The sequence below is a fragment of the Agrobacterium pusense genome (genome assembly GCF_013285525.1).
GTDB lineage: Bacteria > Pseudomonadota > Alphaproteobacteria > Rhizobiales > Rhizobiaceae > Agrobacterium > Agrobacterium pusense.
This window is the reverse complement of the sequence record NZ_CP053856.1, coordinates 2,231,642-2,248,958: the sequence shown is the minus strand read 5'-3', so window position 1 is coordinate 2,248,958 and position 17,317 is coordinate 2,231,642. Positions and strand designations below refer to the sequence as shown.

Annotated in this window: 15 protein-coding genes; 8 read left to right on the top strand and 7 right to left on the bottom strand. The window is 58.6% G+C overall.

The genetic code is table 11. The annotated features are described in order from the left end of the window. Positions 1 to 16 precede the first annotated feature (16 nt). Both HQN82_RS11010 and HQN82_RS11005 read right to left on the bottom strand, forming a co-directional pair. The gene (locus tag HQN82_RS11010) at positions 17 to 1,942 is read right to left on the bottom strand and encodes an autotransporter assembly complex protein TamA (protein ID WP_173614882.1); all 1,926 of its coding nucleotides are present in this window, start codon (positions 1,940 to 1,942) and stop codon (positions 17 to 19) included. 174 nt (positions 1,943 to 2,116) lie between these two features. Then, positions 2,117 to 2,368, bottom strand: a complete 252-nt coding sequence (locus HQN82_RS11005) for a YMGG-like glycine zipper-containing protein (RefSeq protein ID WP_004443753.1) — start codon at positions 2,366 to 2,368, stop codon at positions 2,117 to 2,119. 369 nt (positions 2,369 to 2,737) lie between these two features. Between HQN82_RS11005 and hemA the strand changes: the two genes are divergently transcribed. Further along, on the top strand, positions 2,738 to 3,955 hold the full coding sequence (gene hemA, locus HQN82_RS11000) for a 5-aminolevulinate synthase (protein WP_004443751.1): 1,218 nt from the start codon (positions 2,738 to 2,740) through the stop codon (positions 3,953 to 3,955). Between the two features lie 33 nt (positions 3,956 to 3,988). On the opposite strand, the gene dxr is transcribed toward hemA, so the two are convergent. After that, positions 3,989 to 5,182, bottom strand: a complete 1,194-nt coding sequence (dxr, locus tag HQN82_RS10995; protein ID WP_173614881.1) for a 1-deoxy-D-xylulose-5-phosphate reductoisomerase — start codon at positions 5,180 to 5,182, stop codon at positions 3,989 to 3,991. A gap of 187 nt (positions 5,183 to 5,369) precedes the next feature. Here dxr and HQN82_RS10990 point away from each other — a divergent pair, with 187 nt between their 5' ends. Further along, complete coding sequence (locus tag HQN82_RS10990) at positions 5,370 to 6,068, top strand: phosphatase PAP2 family protein (protein ID WP_077987018.1); 699 nt, start codon at positions 5,370 to 5,372, stop codon at positions 6,066 to 6,068. 17 nt (positions 6,069 to 6,085) lie between these two features. Further along, positions 6,086 to 7,330, top strand: coding sequence for an FAD-dependent oxidoreductase (locus HQN82_RS10985; protein WP_427832739.1), 1,245 nt, complete (start codon positions 6,086 to 6,088; stop codon positions 7,328 to 7,330). Positions 7,331 to 7,356: 26 nt separating this feature from the next. Here HQN82_RS10985 and HQN82_RS10980 read toward each other — a convergent pair whose 3' ends face one another. The 4 genes from HQN82_RS10980 to HQN82_RS10965 are packed head-to-tail and all read right to left on the bottom strand — an operon-like array spanning position 7,357 to position 11,253. Beyond that, complete coding sequence (locus HQN82_RS10980; protein ID WP_006698215.1) at positions 7,357 to 8,280, bottom strand: ROK family protein; 924 nt, start codon at positions 8,278 to 8,280, stop codon at positions 7,357 to 7,359. Positions 8,281 to 8,283: 3 nt separating this feature from the next. Next, positions 8,284 to 9,456 (bottom strand): N-acetylglucosamine-6-phosphate deacetylase, encoded by a 1,173-nt coding sequence (gene nagA, locus HQN82_RS10975; protein ID WP_173614879.1) that lies wholly within the window; start codon positions 9,454 to 9,456, stop codon positions 8,284 to 8,286. Next, positions 9,453 to 10,475, bottom strand: a complete 1,023-nt coding sequence (locus tag HQN82_RS10970; protein WP_004443735.1) for an SIS domain-containing protein — start codon at positions 10,473 to 10,475, stop codon at positions 9,453 to 9,455. Before HQN82_RS10970 ends, nagA begins: the two co-directional genes overlap by 4 nt. 25 nt (positions 10,476 to 10,500) lie before the next feature. After that, a complete protein-coding gene (locus tag HQN82_RS10965) occupies positions 10,501 to 11,253 on the bottom strand; it encodes a GntR family transcriptional regulator (RefSeq protein ID WP_112765618.1) in 753 nt (250 codons plus the stop codon). Positions 11,254 to 11,693: 440 nt separating this feature from the next. On the opposite strand from HQN82_RS10965, the gene HQN82_RS10960 reads away from it, so the two are divergent. From HQN82_RS10960 to HQN82_RS10940, 5 genes are all read left to right on the top strand, one after another. Continuing rightward, a complete protein-coding gene (locus HQN82_RS10960; protein WP_004443731.1) occupies positions 11,694 to 12,875 on the top strand; it encodes a Gfo/Idh/MocA family protein in 1,182 nt (393 codons plus the stop codon). Between the two features lie 11 nt (positions 12,876 to 12,886). Next, a complete protein-coding gene (locus HQN82_RS10955) occupies positions 12,887 to 13,771 on the top strand; it encodes a carbohydrate ABC transporter permease (protein ID WP_004443728.1) in 885 nt (294 codons plus the stop codon). Continuing rightward, positions 13,768 to 14,625: a carbohydrate ABC transporter permease gene (locus HQN82_RS10950; protein ID WP_004443724.1), complete on the top strand. Its 858-nt coding sequence runs from the start codon at positions 13,768 to 13,770 to the stop codon at positions 14,623 to 14,625. The genes HQN82_RS10955 and HQN82_RS10950 overlap by 4 nt, the downstream gene beginning before the upstream one ends. A gap of 38 nt (positions 14,626 to 14,663) precedes the next feature. Then, complete coding sequence (locus HQN82_RS10945) at positions 14,664 to 15,896, top strand: ABC transporter substrate-binding protein (RefSeq protein WP_004443722.1); 1,233 nt, start codon at positions 14,664 to 14,666, stop codon at positions 15,894 to 15,896. Positions 15,897 to 16,083: 187 nt separating this feature from the next. Further along, positions 16,084 to 17,196: an ABC transporter ATP-binding protein gene (locus HQN82_RS10940; RefSeq protein ID WP_045533307.1), complete on the top strand. Its 1,113-nt coding sequence runs from the start codon at positions 16,084 to 16,086 to the stop codon at positions 17,194 to 17,196. Positions 17,197 to 17,317: the final 121 nt, after the last annotated feature.

Genomic DNA, 17,317 nt, shown 5'->3' with positions numbered 1-17,317 from the left:
TGTTCGACTGCGGCGTTTAAAAAGACTGACCGATGCCAGCATAAATGCCGAAACTGTTGCCGCCATCGTATTTGTCGAGCGGCGTGGCGACATCCAGACGCAGAGGCCCGAAGGGTGTCGCGTAACGCAGCCCGATGCCGGCGCCAGCCCGAATGTCGGAAAAGTCCGGGGTCACGTCTTCAGAGACCACACCCGCATCGATAAAAGGCACGATACCGATCGTGTCGGTGACCTTGATGCGGGCTTCAATGGAGCCAACGACATAGGAGCGACCGCCGGTCGCGTCGCCTGCCGCATTATAAGGCGATATTTCCTGATAGCTATAGCCACGCACCGACCCGCCGCCCCCGGCATAAAAGCGGCGGGTGGTGGGGATGTCCTGCAGGTCGCTTCCGCCGACGAGTACGCCGCCCGACAGTTTTCCGGCCATGATCAGCCTGTCTTCCGCGCCCAGCCCCTTGTACCCGGTAATCGAACCTTCGAAAGAGGAGAAGAAGGTCCCGTTCAGGGCCTCATAGCTGGGCTTGGCGGCCACCGATGCACGAAAGCCTTCGGTCGGGTTGAGCTTGTCGTCGCGGGTATCGCGAACGAATTCCAGCGGAATGGACGTGGTAAGATATTCGTTCTTTCCGAAGGCGTCGTCTGTATCGGCCCACTGCACCTCCAGGCCCGCGGCAGCCGTGTCGGTATCGTTTAGTTCATAACTGAAACCGGCAGTCCCAGTCAGCGTCTTGGCTTCGTAGGTGTCCGGATGCTCGGTCTTGGCAATCAGGCTGGTCTTGAATGTCGTGCGGGGATTGAACATTCCGGGCTTCGTAAAGGTAATGCCCGCCGAATAGTCCATGCCTTCCACGCTCGATGCCTCTGCAATGCGCGAGACCGAGCCCTCGATGCGCAGAGATTCGGCCTGGCCGAACAGGTTTCTGTGGCCCCAGTAGCCTTGAAGACCGATGCCCTCGGTGGTGGAATATTGTGCGCCGACGCCGAAATAGCGGTGCTTGCCTTCGGACACTTCGATGGTCAACGGAATGGTGCCGTCGCGGGCGAGCGTTCCTGCCTCCTTGATCGTCAGGCTGGAAAAAACACCGAGCTGGCGCAGGCGATCGGCGGCCTTGCGCAGTTTTTCCGGCGAATAGGGCTCGCCGCCATTGAGGCGCGAATAGCGGCGGATGAAATCCCCATCGACGGTTTTTTCACCGGTGACGGTGACCGTGCCGAGTGGGGCGACGGGGCCGCCTTCGGCCGCCATGGTGATGTCGACAGTGTTTGTCGCGTGGTTTGCAACGGCCTCGCGTTTCGTCAGCTTGGCAAGCGGGCGGCCTTCGGCCTTCAGATCATCAATCAGCTTGTTGCCGGCGCGGATGATCGCCAGGGAGCCGGCATCGCCGCCCGTCGTCAGGCCGTATTCCTCGAGATTGCGGCCTGTGACGTCGCCTTGGAGACGGATATTGCCGAGTGTGAATTTGGGACCGGGCGTAACGGTTATGACCACGGGAACGGGCGCGCTATGGTCGAAAACCGGGTTGGGCGGCAGGTCGTCGACATTCCTCCCGGCCACGGTGACATTGACAATACCGCCATAGCGGGCGTTTTCATAAAGCGCTGCAATCAGCCTGTCCCTGTCGTCCCTTGCCTTTATCAGGAGTCCGAGATCGCCTGAGGCAGGCTTGTCCTTGTCGGCCAAAAGAAGGGAACTGTTTTCGAGGCTGTCCGTCAGGGATTTGTCGGCGTCGGGAGCGTTGAGCGTGACGGCATATTTGACGGGGTTGATAACCTCGACCTCCGGTTCTTCCGAACCCCACAGGCGCATGCCGAACAGTTTAAAGGCGAAGGCATCACGCGTAAAAGCCGGATACAGGGCGAACGTCACAGCAACCGCAAGCGCGGTGCCAGCTTTCCGATACGCAATACCTGTCTTCGGGTTAGTTCGTGTTCTTCGCATAAGCTGCTTTATGGTTGAGCCTTTATTGTCGCCCTAACCCGTTTCCTCTCCGTTAACATTGCAATTTAATCATAAATAAACGGCTTTGAGGACCCTCGGCACATGTTTTGCAGCCCATAACGCAAAAAGCCCCGGATGACCGGGGCTTCTGTGCAACGGTATTTCGCGAAGCGATTAGCGGCAACGTGCCGTGTAACGCTGGCCGTACTGGTCGCGGTAATAGCAATAGCCCGGCTCGGAAGCGTTGCCAATCAAAGCACCACCGACGCCACCGATCGCTGCGCCAACAGCTGCGCCACGAACGTTGCCAGTGACCGCGCCACCGATAACGGCGCCGGAAACGGCACCAATCGAAGCACCCTTTTCAGTCTGCGTGCAGCTTGCAAGCGACAGGCCGACCAGCGCAAATATGATTGCCTTTTTCATGAAACTCTCTCCAACGTTACAATGAGCTCTTTGGCTCGGTAGGCGTCCCATATTTATCTGCGGCGACTGCTACCTCCGACCGCCACAGATAACTAACAATTCGATGTCGTTTAGGGAAGCCTCCACTTAAGGCATTCCTCCGAGCGTAAATCGATTGTGCCCCAAACAACGGCGCGGCGCAAAAAAGGTTCCAAAAATCCGCTTTTTTGATGTGAATCAATTTTGCGCTTTTCATGAGCGGCTATAAACGGTTTATTGGAATGGTTCAAAACAACGGCGAATTGACGCAGTGGCGGCTAAAATAGCCCGGAAGGGTTGACGGTCCCGGCAACGAGGCAGAGAACGAGCTGGTCAATTCTGGAGCATGGCATGGACTTCGAGGCATTTTTCACGACGGAACTGCAAAGCCTGCATTCTGAGGGACGCTATCGCGTTTTTGCGGATATCGAACGCCAGCAGGGCAATTTCCCCCGCGCGACCCGGTATAACGCCAATGGTGAACGCAAGGACGTTACTGTCTGGTGTTCCAACGACTATCTCGGCATGGGCCAGAACCCGAAGGTTGTCGAAGCCATGAAAGCCGCCATTGATCACTGTGGCGCGGGTGCGGGAGGCACCCGGAATATTTCTGGCACCAACCACTATCACGTCCTGCTCGAGCGCGAACTTGCTGACCTCCATGGCAAGGAATCGGCGCTGATCTTCACCTCAGGCTATGTGTCCAACTGGGCTACCCTCGGCACGCTCGGCCAGAAGATACCTGGCCTGATCATCTTTTCGGACGCGCTCAACCATGCCTCAATGATCGAGGGCATCCGTTATGGCCGTTGTGAGCGGGTGATCTGGAAGCACAATGATCTCGAGGACCTCGAGGCCAAGCTCCAGGCCGCTGATCCGAACGCGCCGAAGCTCATCGCTTTCGAATCCGTTTATTCCATGGACGGCGATATCGCGCCGATCAGGGAAATCTGCGATCTTGCCGATCGTTATGGCGCCATGACCTATCTCGATGAAGTCCACGCTGTGGGCATGTACGGCCCGCGCGGCGGCGGCATTGCCGAGCGCGAAGGCCTGATGGATCGCCTGACGATCATCGAGGGAACGCTCGGCAAGGCCTTCGGCGTCATGGGCGGTTACATTACCGGCTCCACCGCGGTCTGCGATTTCATCCGCTCCTTCGCTTCCGGCTTCATCTTCACCACGGCATTGCCGCCGTCGCTCGCCGCCGGAGCGATTGCTTCGATCCAGCATCTGAAGGCAAGCCCTTTCGAGCGGGCCCGTCATCAGGACCGCGTGCGGAAGCTGCGTGGACTTCTCGATGCGCGCGGCATTCCGCATATGGATAATCCAAGCCACATCGTGCCGGTCATGGTGGGCGATGCTGCCAAGTGCAAATGGATATCTGATATCCTGCTCGACAGTCACGGCGTCTATGTGCAGCCGATCAATTATCCAACCGTGCCGCGTAAGACCGAGCGTCTGCGCATCACTCCGACCCCACTGCATAGCGACGCGGACATCGAGCATCTGGTCGGCGCGCTGCATCAACTCTGGTCGCATTGCGCGCTGGCGCGTGCGGTGGCGTAAGGAAACTCTTCGGATAGGGAAATCGGGCCGCGTTTACGCGGCCTTTTCTTTGGTGGAGATGAGTTCGCCGGCGTGGCGGCGGGCTTCCTCATCTGCCGCGAATACATCTTCGATCGTGCCAGCGCTGCGGCCGTCATCCATCCGGTCCATGACCGTTTCCACGATTTCCGCCATATCGAGGAAACCGATGGCCCCGTCGACGAAGGCGTGAAAGGCAGTCTCCTCGGCGGCGTTCAGGGCGGCACCCTGTAAGCCACCGCGCTCCAGCGCGGTTCGCGCCAGCCGAAGTGCCGGGAACCGTGCCTCATCCGGCGCCTCGAAATCGAGCCTCGCCAGTTTTGCGAAATCCAGCCGTTCGACGTTCAGCTGTCCGCGCTCAGGATAGGTAAGGGCGTAAGAAATGGCGGTGCGCATATCGGGAGATCCGAGCTGCGCGATATAAGAGCCGTCGCTGTAGCCAACCATCGAATGCACGATCGACTGCGGATGGACTATTACCTCAACCTGATCCGGCCTGAGATCGAAGAGATATTTCGCCTCGATCATCTCCAGTCCCTTGTTGAACATGGACGCGCTGCCGATGGAAACCTTCAACCCCATTGACCAGTTGGGATGGGCGCGGGCGACGTCCGCCGTGACATTGGTCATTTCTTCGCGCGACCATGTCCGGAACGGGCCGCCGGAAGCCGTCAGGATGATGCGTTCCACAGCCTCTCTGTGATCGCCCGTGAGGCACTGGAAGATTGCGCTGTGCTCGCTGTCGACCGGGATCAGCCTGCCGCCACCCTGCTTGACCGTGCGTATAAAAACATCGCCCGCCGAAACGAGGCACTCCTTGTTGGCGAGGGCGATATCTGCGCCACGCCTGGCCGCAGTCACCGTGGGGGCCAGACCGGGGGTTCCGGCAATGGCCGCCATCACCCAGCCGGCATCCATCGAAGCCGCCTCTTCAAGACCGGATTTGCCTGCCGCGGTCTTTATGCCCGTTCCTGCGAGAGCGGACTTGAGGTCTTCGTAGTTGTCGTCCTCGGCGGTAACGGCAAGCTCCGCGCCGAATTGTCGCGCCTGCTCCGCCAGAAGGGCGATATTCCCGGCGCCGGTCAAAGCCACGATCTCGAATTGGCCCCTGCCGCCCAGTTGACGGACCACATCCAGCGTATTGGAGCCGATCGAACCCGTCGAACCCAAGATCGTCAGCTTGCGGGGCATTTCACTGGCATTCGTCATTTTTAGTCCGTCGGTCCGTTGCTGGTCGCAATTCTTCGGGCGTGCCGTTCTCCCGAAGGTACTGCACGTTTTCGGGCTATATGCTTTAGCCTCTACCCGCGAAAACAAGCCATAACAAGGACAAAGCCAGCCTATTGTTTTTGCGGATGGCAAAGCCATATGCAAGAAAAACGATGAGAGGATATTGATGCGGCGTTTTCTCGTTTCCAGCGGATGGATTTTTGCGGCGAGCCTTGTGCTGGTTGCGGCCTTTGTCCCTTTTGATCCGCGCCTCTCGGAAAGCGCGCAGGCGTTGCCCGGTGCAGTGGTATCCTTTAATCGTGCGATTACCGATTTCGGAACTTTCCGCTGGATGCTTTATTCCACCGGCGCGCTGGCCATTCTCGCCTATGTCGCGGCGCGGGTTCTCAGCGCGCAGACCTATCATGGCCGGTTGCGGACAGCGTGGCGGCTTCTCTCCTATTTCTTTCTGACAATCGGAACCGCGAGCATTCTCGTTCATACGCTAAAGTTCCTGATCGGCCGGGCGCGGCCGGAGCTCCTTCTGGAAATGGGGGCGTATAGCCTTACACCCTTCACCGGCGACAATCTTTATGAAAGCTTTCCTTCCGGCCATTCCACGGCTGCCGGAGCGTTTTTCGGTGTCTTTGCCATGCTTATGCCGCGCTTTCGCTGGGCGTTTCTTCTGCTTGCCCTTGTGATTGGCGTCTCACGTGTCATTGTCGGCGCGCATTATCCGAGCGATGTGGCGGCCGGGCTGCTGCTCGGCATGTGGACGGCCATGGCCTTCGCCTTTATCTTCGCCAGGTCCGACATGTTGTTCCGGTTCGACGCACAGGGGTGGCCGCAACCGAAAAACGTGGCCTTACCTGCGCAAAAGACTTGATGGTGGTGGGGGATCGTATGGTTGCCGGGGGCCTTGACGCCGAAATGCCAGAGCGGAAGCGGATCATCACAAGGGTTGCCATTGCCGGCGCTGGCCCTGCCGGGCTCATGCTCGGGCTCCTCCTTGCGAGAGCAGGTATCGATGTCACCATCGTTGAAAAGCATGGCGATTTCCTGCGCGATTTTCGGGGCGATACCATTCATCCTTCCACTCTCGATATTGTTGAGCAGCTAGGCTTCATTCTGGAGTTTCTGGCGCTGCCGCATACGAGAGCGCAGAAACTTCATGCCGAGATTGCGGGTCAGACGGTCACCATCGCCGATTTTTCCCGGCTGCCTGCGAGAAACCGTTTCATCGCCTTCATGCCGCAATGGGATTTCCTAAGCTTTCTTGCCGGCAAGGCAGGGCAATATGAGAATTTCACGCTGCTCATGAATGCAGGTGTCTCGGGTCTGCGCGAGCGCGATGGCGTTGTTGCGGGTCTCGTGGTGGATACGTCCGACGGGCCGCTGGAGATCGATGCCGAGCTCGTGATCGGGGCGGATGGCCGCAATTCAATCGTGCGGGACAAGGCAGGTCTGTTGGTGGAAAGCTTCGGGCAGCCGACGGAGGTTCTCTGGATGAAACTATCCAGGCAGCCGGGCGATCCGGCGGAAACCATGGCGCATGCCGGCCCCCAGCAGGGTTTCGTCCTGATAGATCGCGGCGATTATTGGCAGTGCGGTTTTGTGGTCCGCCGCGGAACCTTCGCCGAGATGAAGGTTCAGGGTATCGCAGCGTTCCGCGATGCGGTGGCGAAAGTGTGCCCGCTGCCGCAGGAACGGCTTCTCGAACTTCAGACCTTTGAGGATGTGCATCTGCTGACGGTCAGGATCGACCGGCTGAAGCGGTGGTGGAAGCCTGGCCTCATCTGCATCGGTGACGCGGCTCACGCCATGTCGCCCATTGGCGGCGTCGGTGTCAATCTTGCCATTCAGGATGCCGTTGCCGCCGCAAATATTCTCATTCCCGTTCTTGCGCGGGGCGAAAAGCCAGGCGAGCGGGAATTGATGGCCATCGAAGCGCGGCGCTCATTTCCGACAAGGGCGACACAAAAGCTGCAATTGATGATGCGCAGCAGCCGGAAGAAGGATCAGGGCAATAGCCGCAAGGCGAAAGGGCCCCCCGCTTTCGTGCGCATGATTGCCCGCGTTCCGCTTCTCGCCCATCTCGCCGGCCGTTTGATCGGCCTCGGTTTCCGACGGGAGAAGTTGACCCGTTGATCCTTCGGTGGCGTGTAGGCGTCCGTTCAGGCCTCTTCGATCACCCGTGCATGTTTCAGCCCGAGAACGGCCGAGCCGATCAGTCCCGGTTCAATCCTGCAGATGGCAGGCACGACCAGCGGCCGGGCGAAGCGACGGAGAATTCGGGCTCTGACCGCTTCATCCAGTGTGGCAAGCAGTTCCCTGGAGTTTGACAGGCCGCCGCCGACCGGCACGATGGTTGCGCCGGTGACGTTTATCACCATCGCAAGCGGCGAAGCGAGAATATCGACAAGGATATCGATGGTTCTTGCGGCGTCCGGGTTGCCGCCCAACCAGGCTGCGATGATCTCCTCGCTGGTCATGTCCTGCCGGTGGAGATGCATATGAAGCTTTTCCATGCCGCGGGCGCTGCCAATGGCATCGACACAACCCGTGAGGCCACAGCCGCATTCGAACCGAGGCAACTCGACCGGCGGGTTGCCGGCCCGCGTTGCAGCCACGGGTCCGTGGCCCCATTCGCCGGCGAAGCCACCCTCGCTGTTGATGAGCCGGCCGTCGATCACCAGACCTCCGCCGACACCAGTTCCGAGGATGACGCCAAAAACCACGCGATGGCCCCGCCCGGAACCGATCTCCGATTCGGCCATCACGAAACAGTCGGCGTCGTTGGAGACGATGACAGGAAGGCCCAGCGCCTGTTCCAGTTCGTCCTTCAGCGCGCGGCCATGAATACTTGGAATATTGGCGACAGTGGCCCTGCCGGTGTCGGCATCGATGACGCCGGCAATCGACAGCGACACGCAGGCGGGTGTGCCGCCACTATTGTCGATGACGGATTTCAGGCCAGCGGCAAAGTCTTCAAAGCTGGTCTTTGGAGTCGGGATGCGCGGCACGGGGCGAATATCGTCAGGAGCGTAAGCAATCGCGCCCTTGATGGTCGTTCCGCCTATATCGAAACAAACGATCATGATTCAGCCTCCGGAGCGAGCGGCATCGTGGATCTTATCTCCCCCGATCCATGTCGAATGCATCTGAAGGTCAGGTGTAAGCATGACCAAATCCGCATCGAAACCAGGCAGAAGTCTGCCTTTGCCAGAAGCGCCGATTGCCTCGGCAGGATAGGCGGACGCCATTCTCAAGGCCTCTTCCAGCGGCGTGCCCAGCTTTTCGTGCATGAAGCGAATGCAGGAGAGCATATCGATATCCGCCCCCGCCAGCGTACCGTCTTCAAGCGTCAGCCGGCCGCCGTTGCGATAGACACGCCTGCCATTCAGCTCAAAACCATCATCGTCGGTGCCGATAGTCGACATGGCATCCGTGACGAGGAAGATGTGGGCCGGGCCATTCTTTGCGCGCAGCGCAATGCCCATCGCGGCCGGATCGACATGGAAACCGTCGGCGATCAATCCACAATCGAGCTTGCCGTTTGAAAGTGCCGCCCCCACGAGCCCCGGCTCGCGATGACCGAGCGGGCTCATGGCATTGAAAAGATGTGTGACCATCGAAGCACCTGCTTCGACATAGGCAGTCGCCATGTCGAGTCCTGTGTCCGTATGGCCGAGACTGACGACGATGCCGGCTTCTGCCAGCGCCTTGACCTGTTCCAAGGTTACATTCTCTGGGGCAACGGTCGTCATCACGAAGGGGAGTTTTGCCTTGCATCCGGTCAGCACCGCCAGATCAGGCGCTTCCATTTTGCGGATCAGTGCCGGATCATGTGTGCCCTTGCGGGCAACTGAAAGATGCGGACCCTCGAAATGCAGGCCGAGAAAACCGGGCACCCTTTCTCTTTGGGCGTCAATGCCCGCTTCGGCGGCTCGCAATGTGATATCCGGCCGGTCGGTGATGAGCGTGACCATCAGCGCCGTGGTGCCGAATTTCGCATGGGCGGAGCAGATCCGGGCTATTCCTTTCGCATCCGGCTGGTTATTGAACATCACCCCACCGCCGCCGTTGACCTGAAGGTCAATGAAGCCAGGCGTGATCAGCAATCCTGGCGCGTCGATGATCTCGGCTTCTGCCGGTGCGGACATGCGGCCACTGATGTCGCCGACACGGCCATCCACGGTCACGAGCACCCTGTCGTCTTGCCATGCGGCACCATCGAAAATGCGGGCGCCGACGAATGCCTTGATGCCGCTCATTGAGTTTCCGTCACCTTCTTCAACGCCACCGGCGCATCCGGGTTGAAGCCGCGCAGGCGCGACAATTGCTCGATGAAGCCGTAAAACGGCGCGATCAACAACAATGCATCGGTCAGCGGATGGTTGGTTTCCACGAAGGGCAGGGACTTGGCGGGGCTGCCTTTTGAGGATGTAACGAAAACATTGGCGCCCTTGCGGGAGAGATTTGCGGCAATTTCCGTCACGGAGGTCTCGGCGCGGTCACGGGCGGCAAAGGCGATCACCGGAAATCTCGGCGCGACCAGCGAAACCGGGCCATGCATGACTTCCGCCGACGAATAGGCTTCCGCGTGCAGTTCGCAGGTTTCCTTGCATTTCAGCGCGGCTTCCGCGGCGATGGCGAGAGCAGGACCACGGCCAAGCATATAAAGCGATTCCTCACCCTTGACCGCCTCGCCGATGTGGCTCCAGTCAAGGGCGACGGCCCGGGCGAAATTCTGCGGCAGGGCGCTGATCGCCTTGGCAAGCAGGTTGTCTTCCGTCCATTCGGCAAGGATCGCGAGACCGGCAACGATGGAGTTGACGAAGGATTTGGTGGCAGCCACGGCTTTTTCCGGGCCAGCCTGTATATCGATCGCGTGATCGGCGGCATCGCCAAGCGCAGATGGCAGGGTGTTGACGAGCGAGAAAGTGAGCGCGCCGCCATCGCGCGCACTTTGCGCCAAGGCGACGATATCCGGGCTCTTGCCCGATTGCGAAACGGCAATGGCCGCCGCCCGTTCCAGCCGCAGCTTCGTCTGGTAGATCGAGGCGAGCGACGGGCCGAGCGAGGCGACCGGAAGCCCGGTCTGCAGTTCGATGGCATATTTCAGGAAATGGGCGGCGTGATCGGAAGATCCACGGGCGATGGTGACGATAACGGCCGGATCACGGGCCTTCAGCTTGGCGCCGGCTTCCTGGAAGTCCGAATTGGCATTGTCGAGCAGGCGGGCGACTGCATCGGGAATCTCATCGATTTCCTGGCGCATCAGGGTTGTCATTGTTTCTGTCCTTGATCACTGGTGGTCACTCGGGGCCCATCGTCAGTTCGGCGACGAGGTCATAGGCGTCGCTGCGGTACAGCGCACGGGATATTTCCATGAGGCGCCCGCTTTCCAGATAGGCCATTCGTTGAACGGAAAGCGCTGCCGAGCCCGGCGGAACGCCAAGCAGCAGGGTTTCTTCATCGGTAAGGTTACGGGCAGAGATGCGCTGGATGGCGCGCACCGGGCGAATGCCACTTTTCTCAAGCACAAGATAGAGCGAATTTTCGACCTGTTGCGGGTCGGGCAGAATATCGCCTGGCAGGCTCGTGACTTCGAGCGCGATCGGCTGGTCATTGGCAAGGCGCAGACGGGTGAGCCGCGCCACCATGGCCGATTGTGAAAGGCCAAGCGCCATCATTTCGTCGCCGGTGGGGTGAAAGAGGCCTCTGTCCAGCCAGCGGGTGCTCGCCGTCATGCCACGCCGGCGCATGTCCTCCGTAAACGAAGTGAGCTTGGTCAGAGGCTGTTGCATGCGGGTGATCGGCTTGACGACAAAGGTACCGGAACCGTGCCGCCGGACGAGGAGGCCGTCGCGCACGAGGTCATCCACCGCCTTGCGCACCGTGACGCGGCTGACGCAGGCACTTTCCGCAATGTCGCGCTCTGGCGGCAAGGCATCACCATGTTTCAGGCGGCCACCATTGATGGCGTCTTCAATCGTCTGGCGCAGCTTTAGGTAAAGCGGGCCGCCACCCGATTGCAGATCCTCCAGATTAAGCGCTGCCCCGTTCATCCATAACCTCTGTTACAATCCGATATGGCTGCTTCTGGCTATACCACACAAGTCGCGATCAGCAATACCAAAATAGAACCATTGGCGAACTTGTATTATTAATCGGAGCTTTTTTCGTTCTAATGCCTCAATTTAAGGCCTTATGATCGAAATTTCCGCATTAACCAAAAAAATTTTCTGAGCATTGTAATTGCTCTAGACGATTGGCATTTTTTTGGTATTGTTTTGGCATCGGTTGCCGGTGAATAGCTGTTGCGCGTCCTGCTGGCCTGGAAGAATCGGTTTCATATCCGCGACTTGCCAGAGTAAATCGAATTTTGCTTGACCGTTTTGAAAACTAATTTCATCATGGTTGGAAATTATCGCAGATAACTGAATAGCCAGCGGAGAATTGGCTGAATCTGCGAAAATTATTTACGAATGAGCAGGGAACAAAGTTCATGAAGGTGGGAATTATCGGACTCGGATTCCGTCTCGGTTATCTGGGCTACGTTTTTCATGAGATCGACAAGGATTTCGAGATCGTCGGTTATGTCGATCCGGCGCCGGCGGGCTTGCCGGGTCTCAAGGAAAAGGGGATCTCGGCCGGCAAGGCTTACGACAGCCCCGAGGCCTTGATCGCCAATGAAAAATTCGATCTCCTGATGATCGGTTCGCCGAACCACATGCATCTCGACCATATCCGCATCGGTCTTGAGGCGGGTTGCACCATCTTCTCCGAAAAGCCGATCGTCGTCAGCATCGAGGAAAGCCTCGAACTTGCCCGGCTCCTCAACAAGCATGGTCACGAGCGGTTGCTGGTGGGTCTCGTTCTGCGATATTCGCCGCTTTACCGCGATCTGCGCGCCGCACAGGCTGAAGGTAAGCTTGGCGATGTCGTTTCCATCGAGGCTTCCGAGCATATTCCGCCCTATCACGGCGCATTCTTCATGCGCGACTGGCGGCGTTATGAGCACTATTCCGGCTCCTTCATGCTCGAAAAATGCTGCCACGATCTCGATCTCTACAATGGTGTTGTCGGCGCGCGACCCCGTTTCGTATCGAGCTTTGGCGGGCGCAAAAGCTTCACGCCGGCCAATGCGCCGCAGAATGATGGCATCAACGACATGGAGGTTTACCATCGCAAGCCGAGCGGCTGGATGGGATCCGACAAGGTTTTCGACAGTGACGGCGATATCATCGATTACCAGACGGCGATCGTCGAATATGAAAATGGCGCTTCGCTCGCTTTCCATACCAATCTCAACGTTCCCGATGATTTCCGCCGTTTCTGCGTCATCGGCGCCAAGGGCATGGCGGAGGGCGATTTCGTGCGCGGTTTTCTCAACGTGCACAATGCCCGCACCAATGAAAAGACCCTGGCCAAGACCTATTCGGCGGCAACCACGCTCTCGCAGCATTATGGTGCGGACGAGCAGATGGCGGAGGACGTCATCGCCCATGTCGTAGAGGGCGCGCCGCTTCCGGTTTCCGCACTCGACGCAATTGAGGCCGGTATTCTGGCGCTTGCGATGGATGAAGCGCGTCATGGCCGCAAGGTGGTCGATCTGAAGCCGGTTTGGGAGGCATATGATCTGGCCCTGCATGGGCAGCCGAAATCCCCCGCCGTGAAAACGGCTTGAGGGGCGGCGCGATGGAAGCGAAACGCAGCGCTGTCGTCTTTGCCTGGCTCCTTCTTTTGCCGGCGCTTTTATACATCACGGTTATCGTTGCTTATCCGCTTGTCGATACCTTCATCCTGTCCTTTACCGATGCGTCGCTCAGGAAAACGACAAATTGGGTCGGCTTCATCAATTACGAGAAGATCTTCAACGCTACTTTTGCCGATGTCATCACGCGGACCTTTATCTGGACGTTCTTTTCCGTCTCGATAAAGATGATCATCGGCACCTTTGGTGCAGTGCTGCTGAACTCCGCCGTTCCCGGCCGGGCGCTGTTTCGCATCCTGACAATGCCGCCGTGGATCGTGCCGATGGCTATCGGCATCTTCATGTGGGGCTGGATGTATAACGGCCAGTTCGGCATGATTTCCGGCGTGCTGCAGAACCTCGGTCTGGTGGATGGTCCGGTCGCATTCCTCGCCTATGGCAGAACGGCATTCTGGGCAACGATCGTCACTGACGTCTGGATCGGCGTGCCGATGGTGACGCTCTATCTGCTGGCGGCCATCCAGGCCATTCCGCAGGATCTCTACGAGGCCGCATGGACAGACGGGGCAAGCCGCCTCTACCGCTTCCGCCGCATCACGCTGCCGCTGATGCTGCCCGCGATGATTACCATGTCGATGATCTCGTTGATTTCGACCTTTAATTCCTTCGATATCATCTGGATCCTGACGCAGGGCGGACCGACCGGCCAGACCACGACCATGATCATCGACACGTACAAGACGGCGATCGGCTCTTACAAATATGGTGAAGGTGCCGCGCGCGCCGTGCTGATCTGCATCTTCCTGTCGATCTTCACCTATTTCTACTTCCGCATTACCAGCCGCATCTCGCAGGAGGCCAGCCGATGACCGACAAGAATGCGATGATCAACCGCTACAGGTGGTATGAAATTGTCGGGATTTATTGCGGTATCGCCGTGTTCCTGACCTTCGTGCTGGCGCCCTTCGTCGAAGGATTCCTGGTTTCGCTGAAACCGCTCAGCCTGCTGTTTTCCTCGCCTTACAAGTTCTGGCCGACAAACGGTTCCTTCGAGGCCTACCGTACCATGTGGGTCAGCGTTCCGGGCTTTGCCCGCTACGTCTTCAACTCGTTCTTCATTTCGACGATCTCCACGATCATCGTTCTGCTTCTGGTGGTGCCGGCGTCATATGCCTTCGCCCGGTTCCAGTTTCGCGGCCGCGGGCAATTGCTCGGTGCATTTCTGGCGATCAACATGTTCTCCGGCGCCGTGCTCCTGATCCCGCTTTACCGGCTGATGCGCAATATGGGTGTGCTGAATACTTATCTGGCGATGATCATTCCCGGAGCCGCTTTCCTGATCCCGACCGCGATCTGGCTTTTGCGCACATATATGCTGCGTATCCCGCGGGAACTGGAAGAGGCGGCCTATGTGGATGGCGCAAGCTACTTTTACACCTTCCGTCGGGTGATCCTGCCGCTTGCGATGCCGGGTATCGCCGTGGTCTCCATCACAACCTTCATCGGCGCTTATGCGCAGCAGTTCATCTTCGCGCTCACTTTCAATTCCAAGACCGAATATATGCCGCTGCCCATCGGCCTCTTCGCCTATTTCGGTCGTCAGGAAGTCATCTGGAATGAGTTGATGGCGGCCAGCTTCGTCGGCATTGCGCCGGCCATGGTCGTGATCTTCTTCATGCAACGATATCTCGTCAGCGGGCTGACCGCCGGCGCGGTGAAATAAACAACAACCGGAACGACCACCAAAACGGGAGACTACCTATGGCACTGAAACATTACGGATTGGCGCTCTGCGCTTTCGCATTTGCCGGTTCCACTGCCCTTACCACGGTGACGGCGCACGCGGCCGACAAGGAGATCAGCTGGATCTATTGCGGCGACAAGATGGACCCGATCCACGAAAAATACATCAAGGAATGGGAAGGCAAGAACGAGGGCTGGAAGGTTGTGCCCGAGGTCGTCGGCTGGGCGCAGTGCCAGGACAAGGCGACAACGCTTGCCGCCGCCGGCACGCCCGTCGCCATGGCCTATGTCGGTTCGCGCACGCTGAAGCAGTTCGCGCAGAACGATCTGATCGTTCCGGTGCCGATGACCGAAGACGAAAAGAAGAGCTATTACCCCAACATCGTCGACACGGTGACGTTCGAGGACACGCAGTGGGGCGTTCCCGTCGCATTCTCGACCAAGGCGCTCTACTGGAACAAGGACCTGTTCAAGCAGGCTGGTCTCGATCCCGAAGTGCCGCCGAAGACATGGGCTGAAGAAATAGCTTTCGCCAAGCAGATCAAGGAAAAGACGGGTATTGCCGGTTACGGCCTCCCCGCCAAGACCTTCGACAATACCATGCACCAGTTCATGCATTGGGTTTATACCAACAACGGCAAGGTGATCGACGGCGACAAGGTCACGGTCGACAGCCCGCAGGTTGTCGCGGCGCTGAAGGCCTACAAGGACATCACGCCCTATTCCGTGGAAGGCCCAACGGCCTATGAGCAGAATGAAATCCGCGCCATCTTCCTCGATGGTAAGGTCGGCATGATCCAGGCCGGCTCGGGCGCCGCAACACGCCTGCAGGAAACCAAGATCAACTGGGGTATCGCGACCCTGCCGCTCGGCCCGGAAGCCAAGGGTCCCGGCACGCTGCTCATCACCGACAGCCTGGCGATCTTCAAGGGAACCGGGGTTGAAGAAAAGGCGACGGAATTTGCGAAGTTCATCACGTCGCCCGGCCCCCAGGGCGAATATGAGCTGCAGGGCGGCGCGGGCCTCACCCCGCTGCGTCCGTCTGCCAAGGTAGACGAATTCGTTGCGAAGGATCCCTTCTGGAAGCCGCTGATCGACGGTATCGCCTATGGTGGGCCGGAGCCGCTCTTCACGGACTACAAGGGTTTCCAGGACGTGATGATCGAGATGGTTCAGTCTGTCGTTACCGGCAAGGCAACGCCGGAAGATGCGGCAAAGAAGGCTTCTGGCGCTCTCGAGCAATATAAATAATCCGATTGCGACGGTTGCGGGCGTAATGCCCGCAACCGGTCCGTTTCGCCGTGAGATTGGTCGCCGCCCCCTGTGGCTGCTCTTTCTCGTGTTTTTCAACGGTTCCGGTCTGACGCGGTTTCCGCATCATTGTCCGGAACGTCTCTGAATGCGGCCAGATTTCGGCCGCTGACGGGAGAGGCAAGTCTTGGGTCAGCTTTATCTCAACAACGTCCGCAAGAACTATGGACATTTCGAAGTCATCAAGGGCGTTCAGCTCGACATCAGGGATGGCGAGTTCGTCGTTTTTGTCGGCCCCTCGGGATGCGGCAAATCCACTTTGCTGCGCATGATCGCCGGCCTTGAGGATATTTCCGGCGGCGACGTCGTCATCAACGGCGTGAAGGTCAATGAACTGCCGCCGGTCAAGCGTGGTATCGCCATGGTCTTCCAGTCCTATGCGCTCTATCCGCATATGACTGTTTTCGAAAACATCGCTTTTCCTTTGCGCGTCGAAAAGATGGAAGAGGGCAAGATCAAGGACAAGGTGGAGAGCGTTGCGAAGATTCTTCAGCTCGACCAGCGCCTGCAGCAGCGCCCCGGCATGTTGTCCGGCGGACAGCGCCAGCGCGTTGCCATCGGCCGCGCCATCGTTCGTGAACCGAAGATATTCCTGTTCGACGAACCGCTTTCCAATCTTGATGCCGCCCTTCGCGCCGATATGCGCATCGAGCTCACTAATCTTCACAAGACGCTCAAGGCAACGATGATCTATGTCACACACGATCAGGTGGAGGCCATGACCATGGCGGACCGCATCGTTGTGCTGAATGCCGGCGAAATCGCCCAAGTGGGCGCGCCGCTCGAACTTTATCACAAGCCGGCGAACCTGTTCGTCGCGGGGTTCATCGGTAATCCGAAAATGAACTTCCTGAAGGTCACCTGCAAATCCGTCGGTCCCGAGGGTGTAACGGTGGCTTATGAGGGCCAGACGATCACCGTGCCGGTGGAACCTCGCGCTGCTCTGGAAGGCGCGCAGCTAACGCTTGGCATTCGCCCCGAACATACCGGCCTCGAGCCGGCGGACCTCAACATCAAGGTGGCTCCCAGTGTCATCGAGCGGCTCGGTGTGAACACGATCGCCTATGGCGTCGCGCCGACAGGTGAAAATTATTGCGCGCTGCTTTCCGGCTCCGCACCCGTGGTGGTGGACGAGCCCATCGTCACCGGCATCAAGGCATCGGATTGTCACCTGTTCGACGAAAGCGGCATTGCTCTCGATCGGCGCGTCGATCTTTCCGTCCTCAAGCTGATACAATAACGGCTGGGAGTCGGGCCATGCACTCTGTCCTAACGCGCCCGGCTTTTCCTGATGCGATCGGTGTCCGGCGATTTTTGTCCGTCACCGGGCGAAAAAACAACGCCGGGCTTTTGGCCCGGCG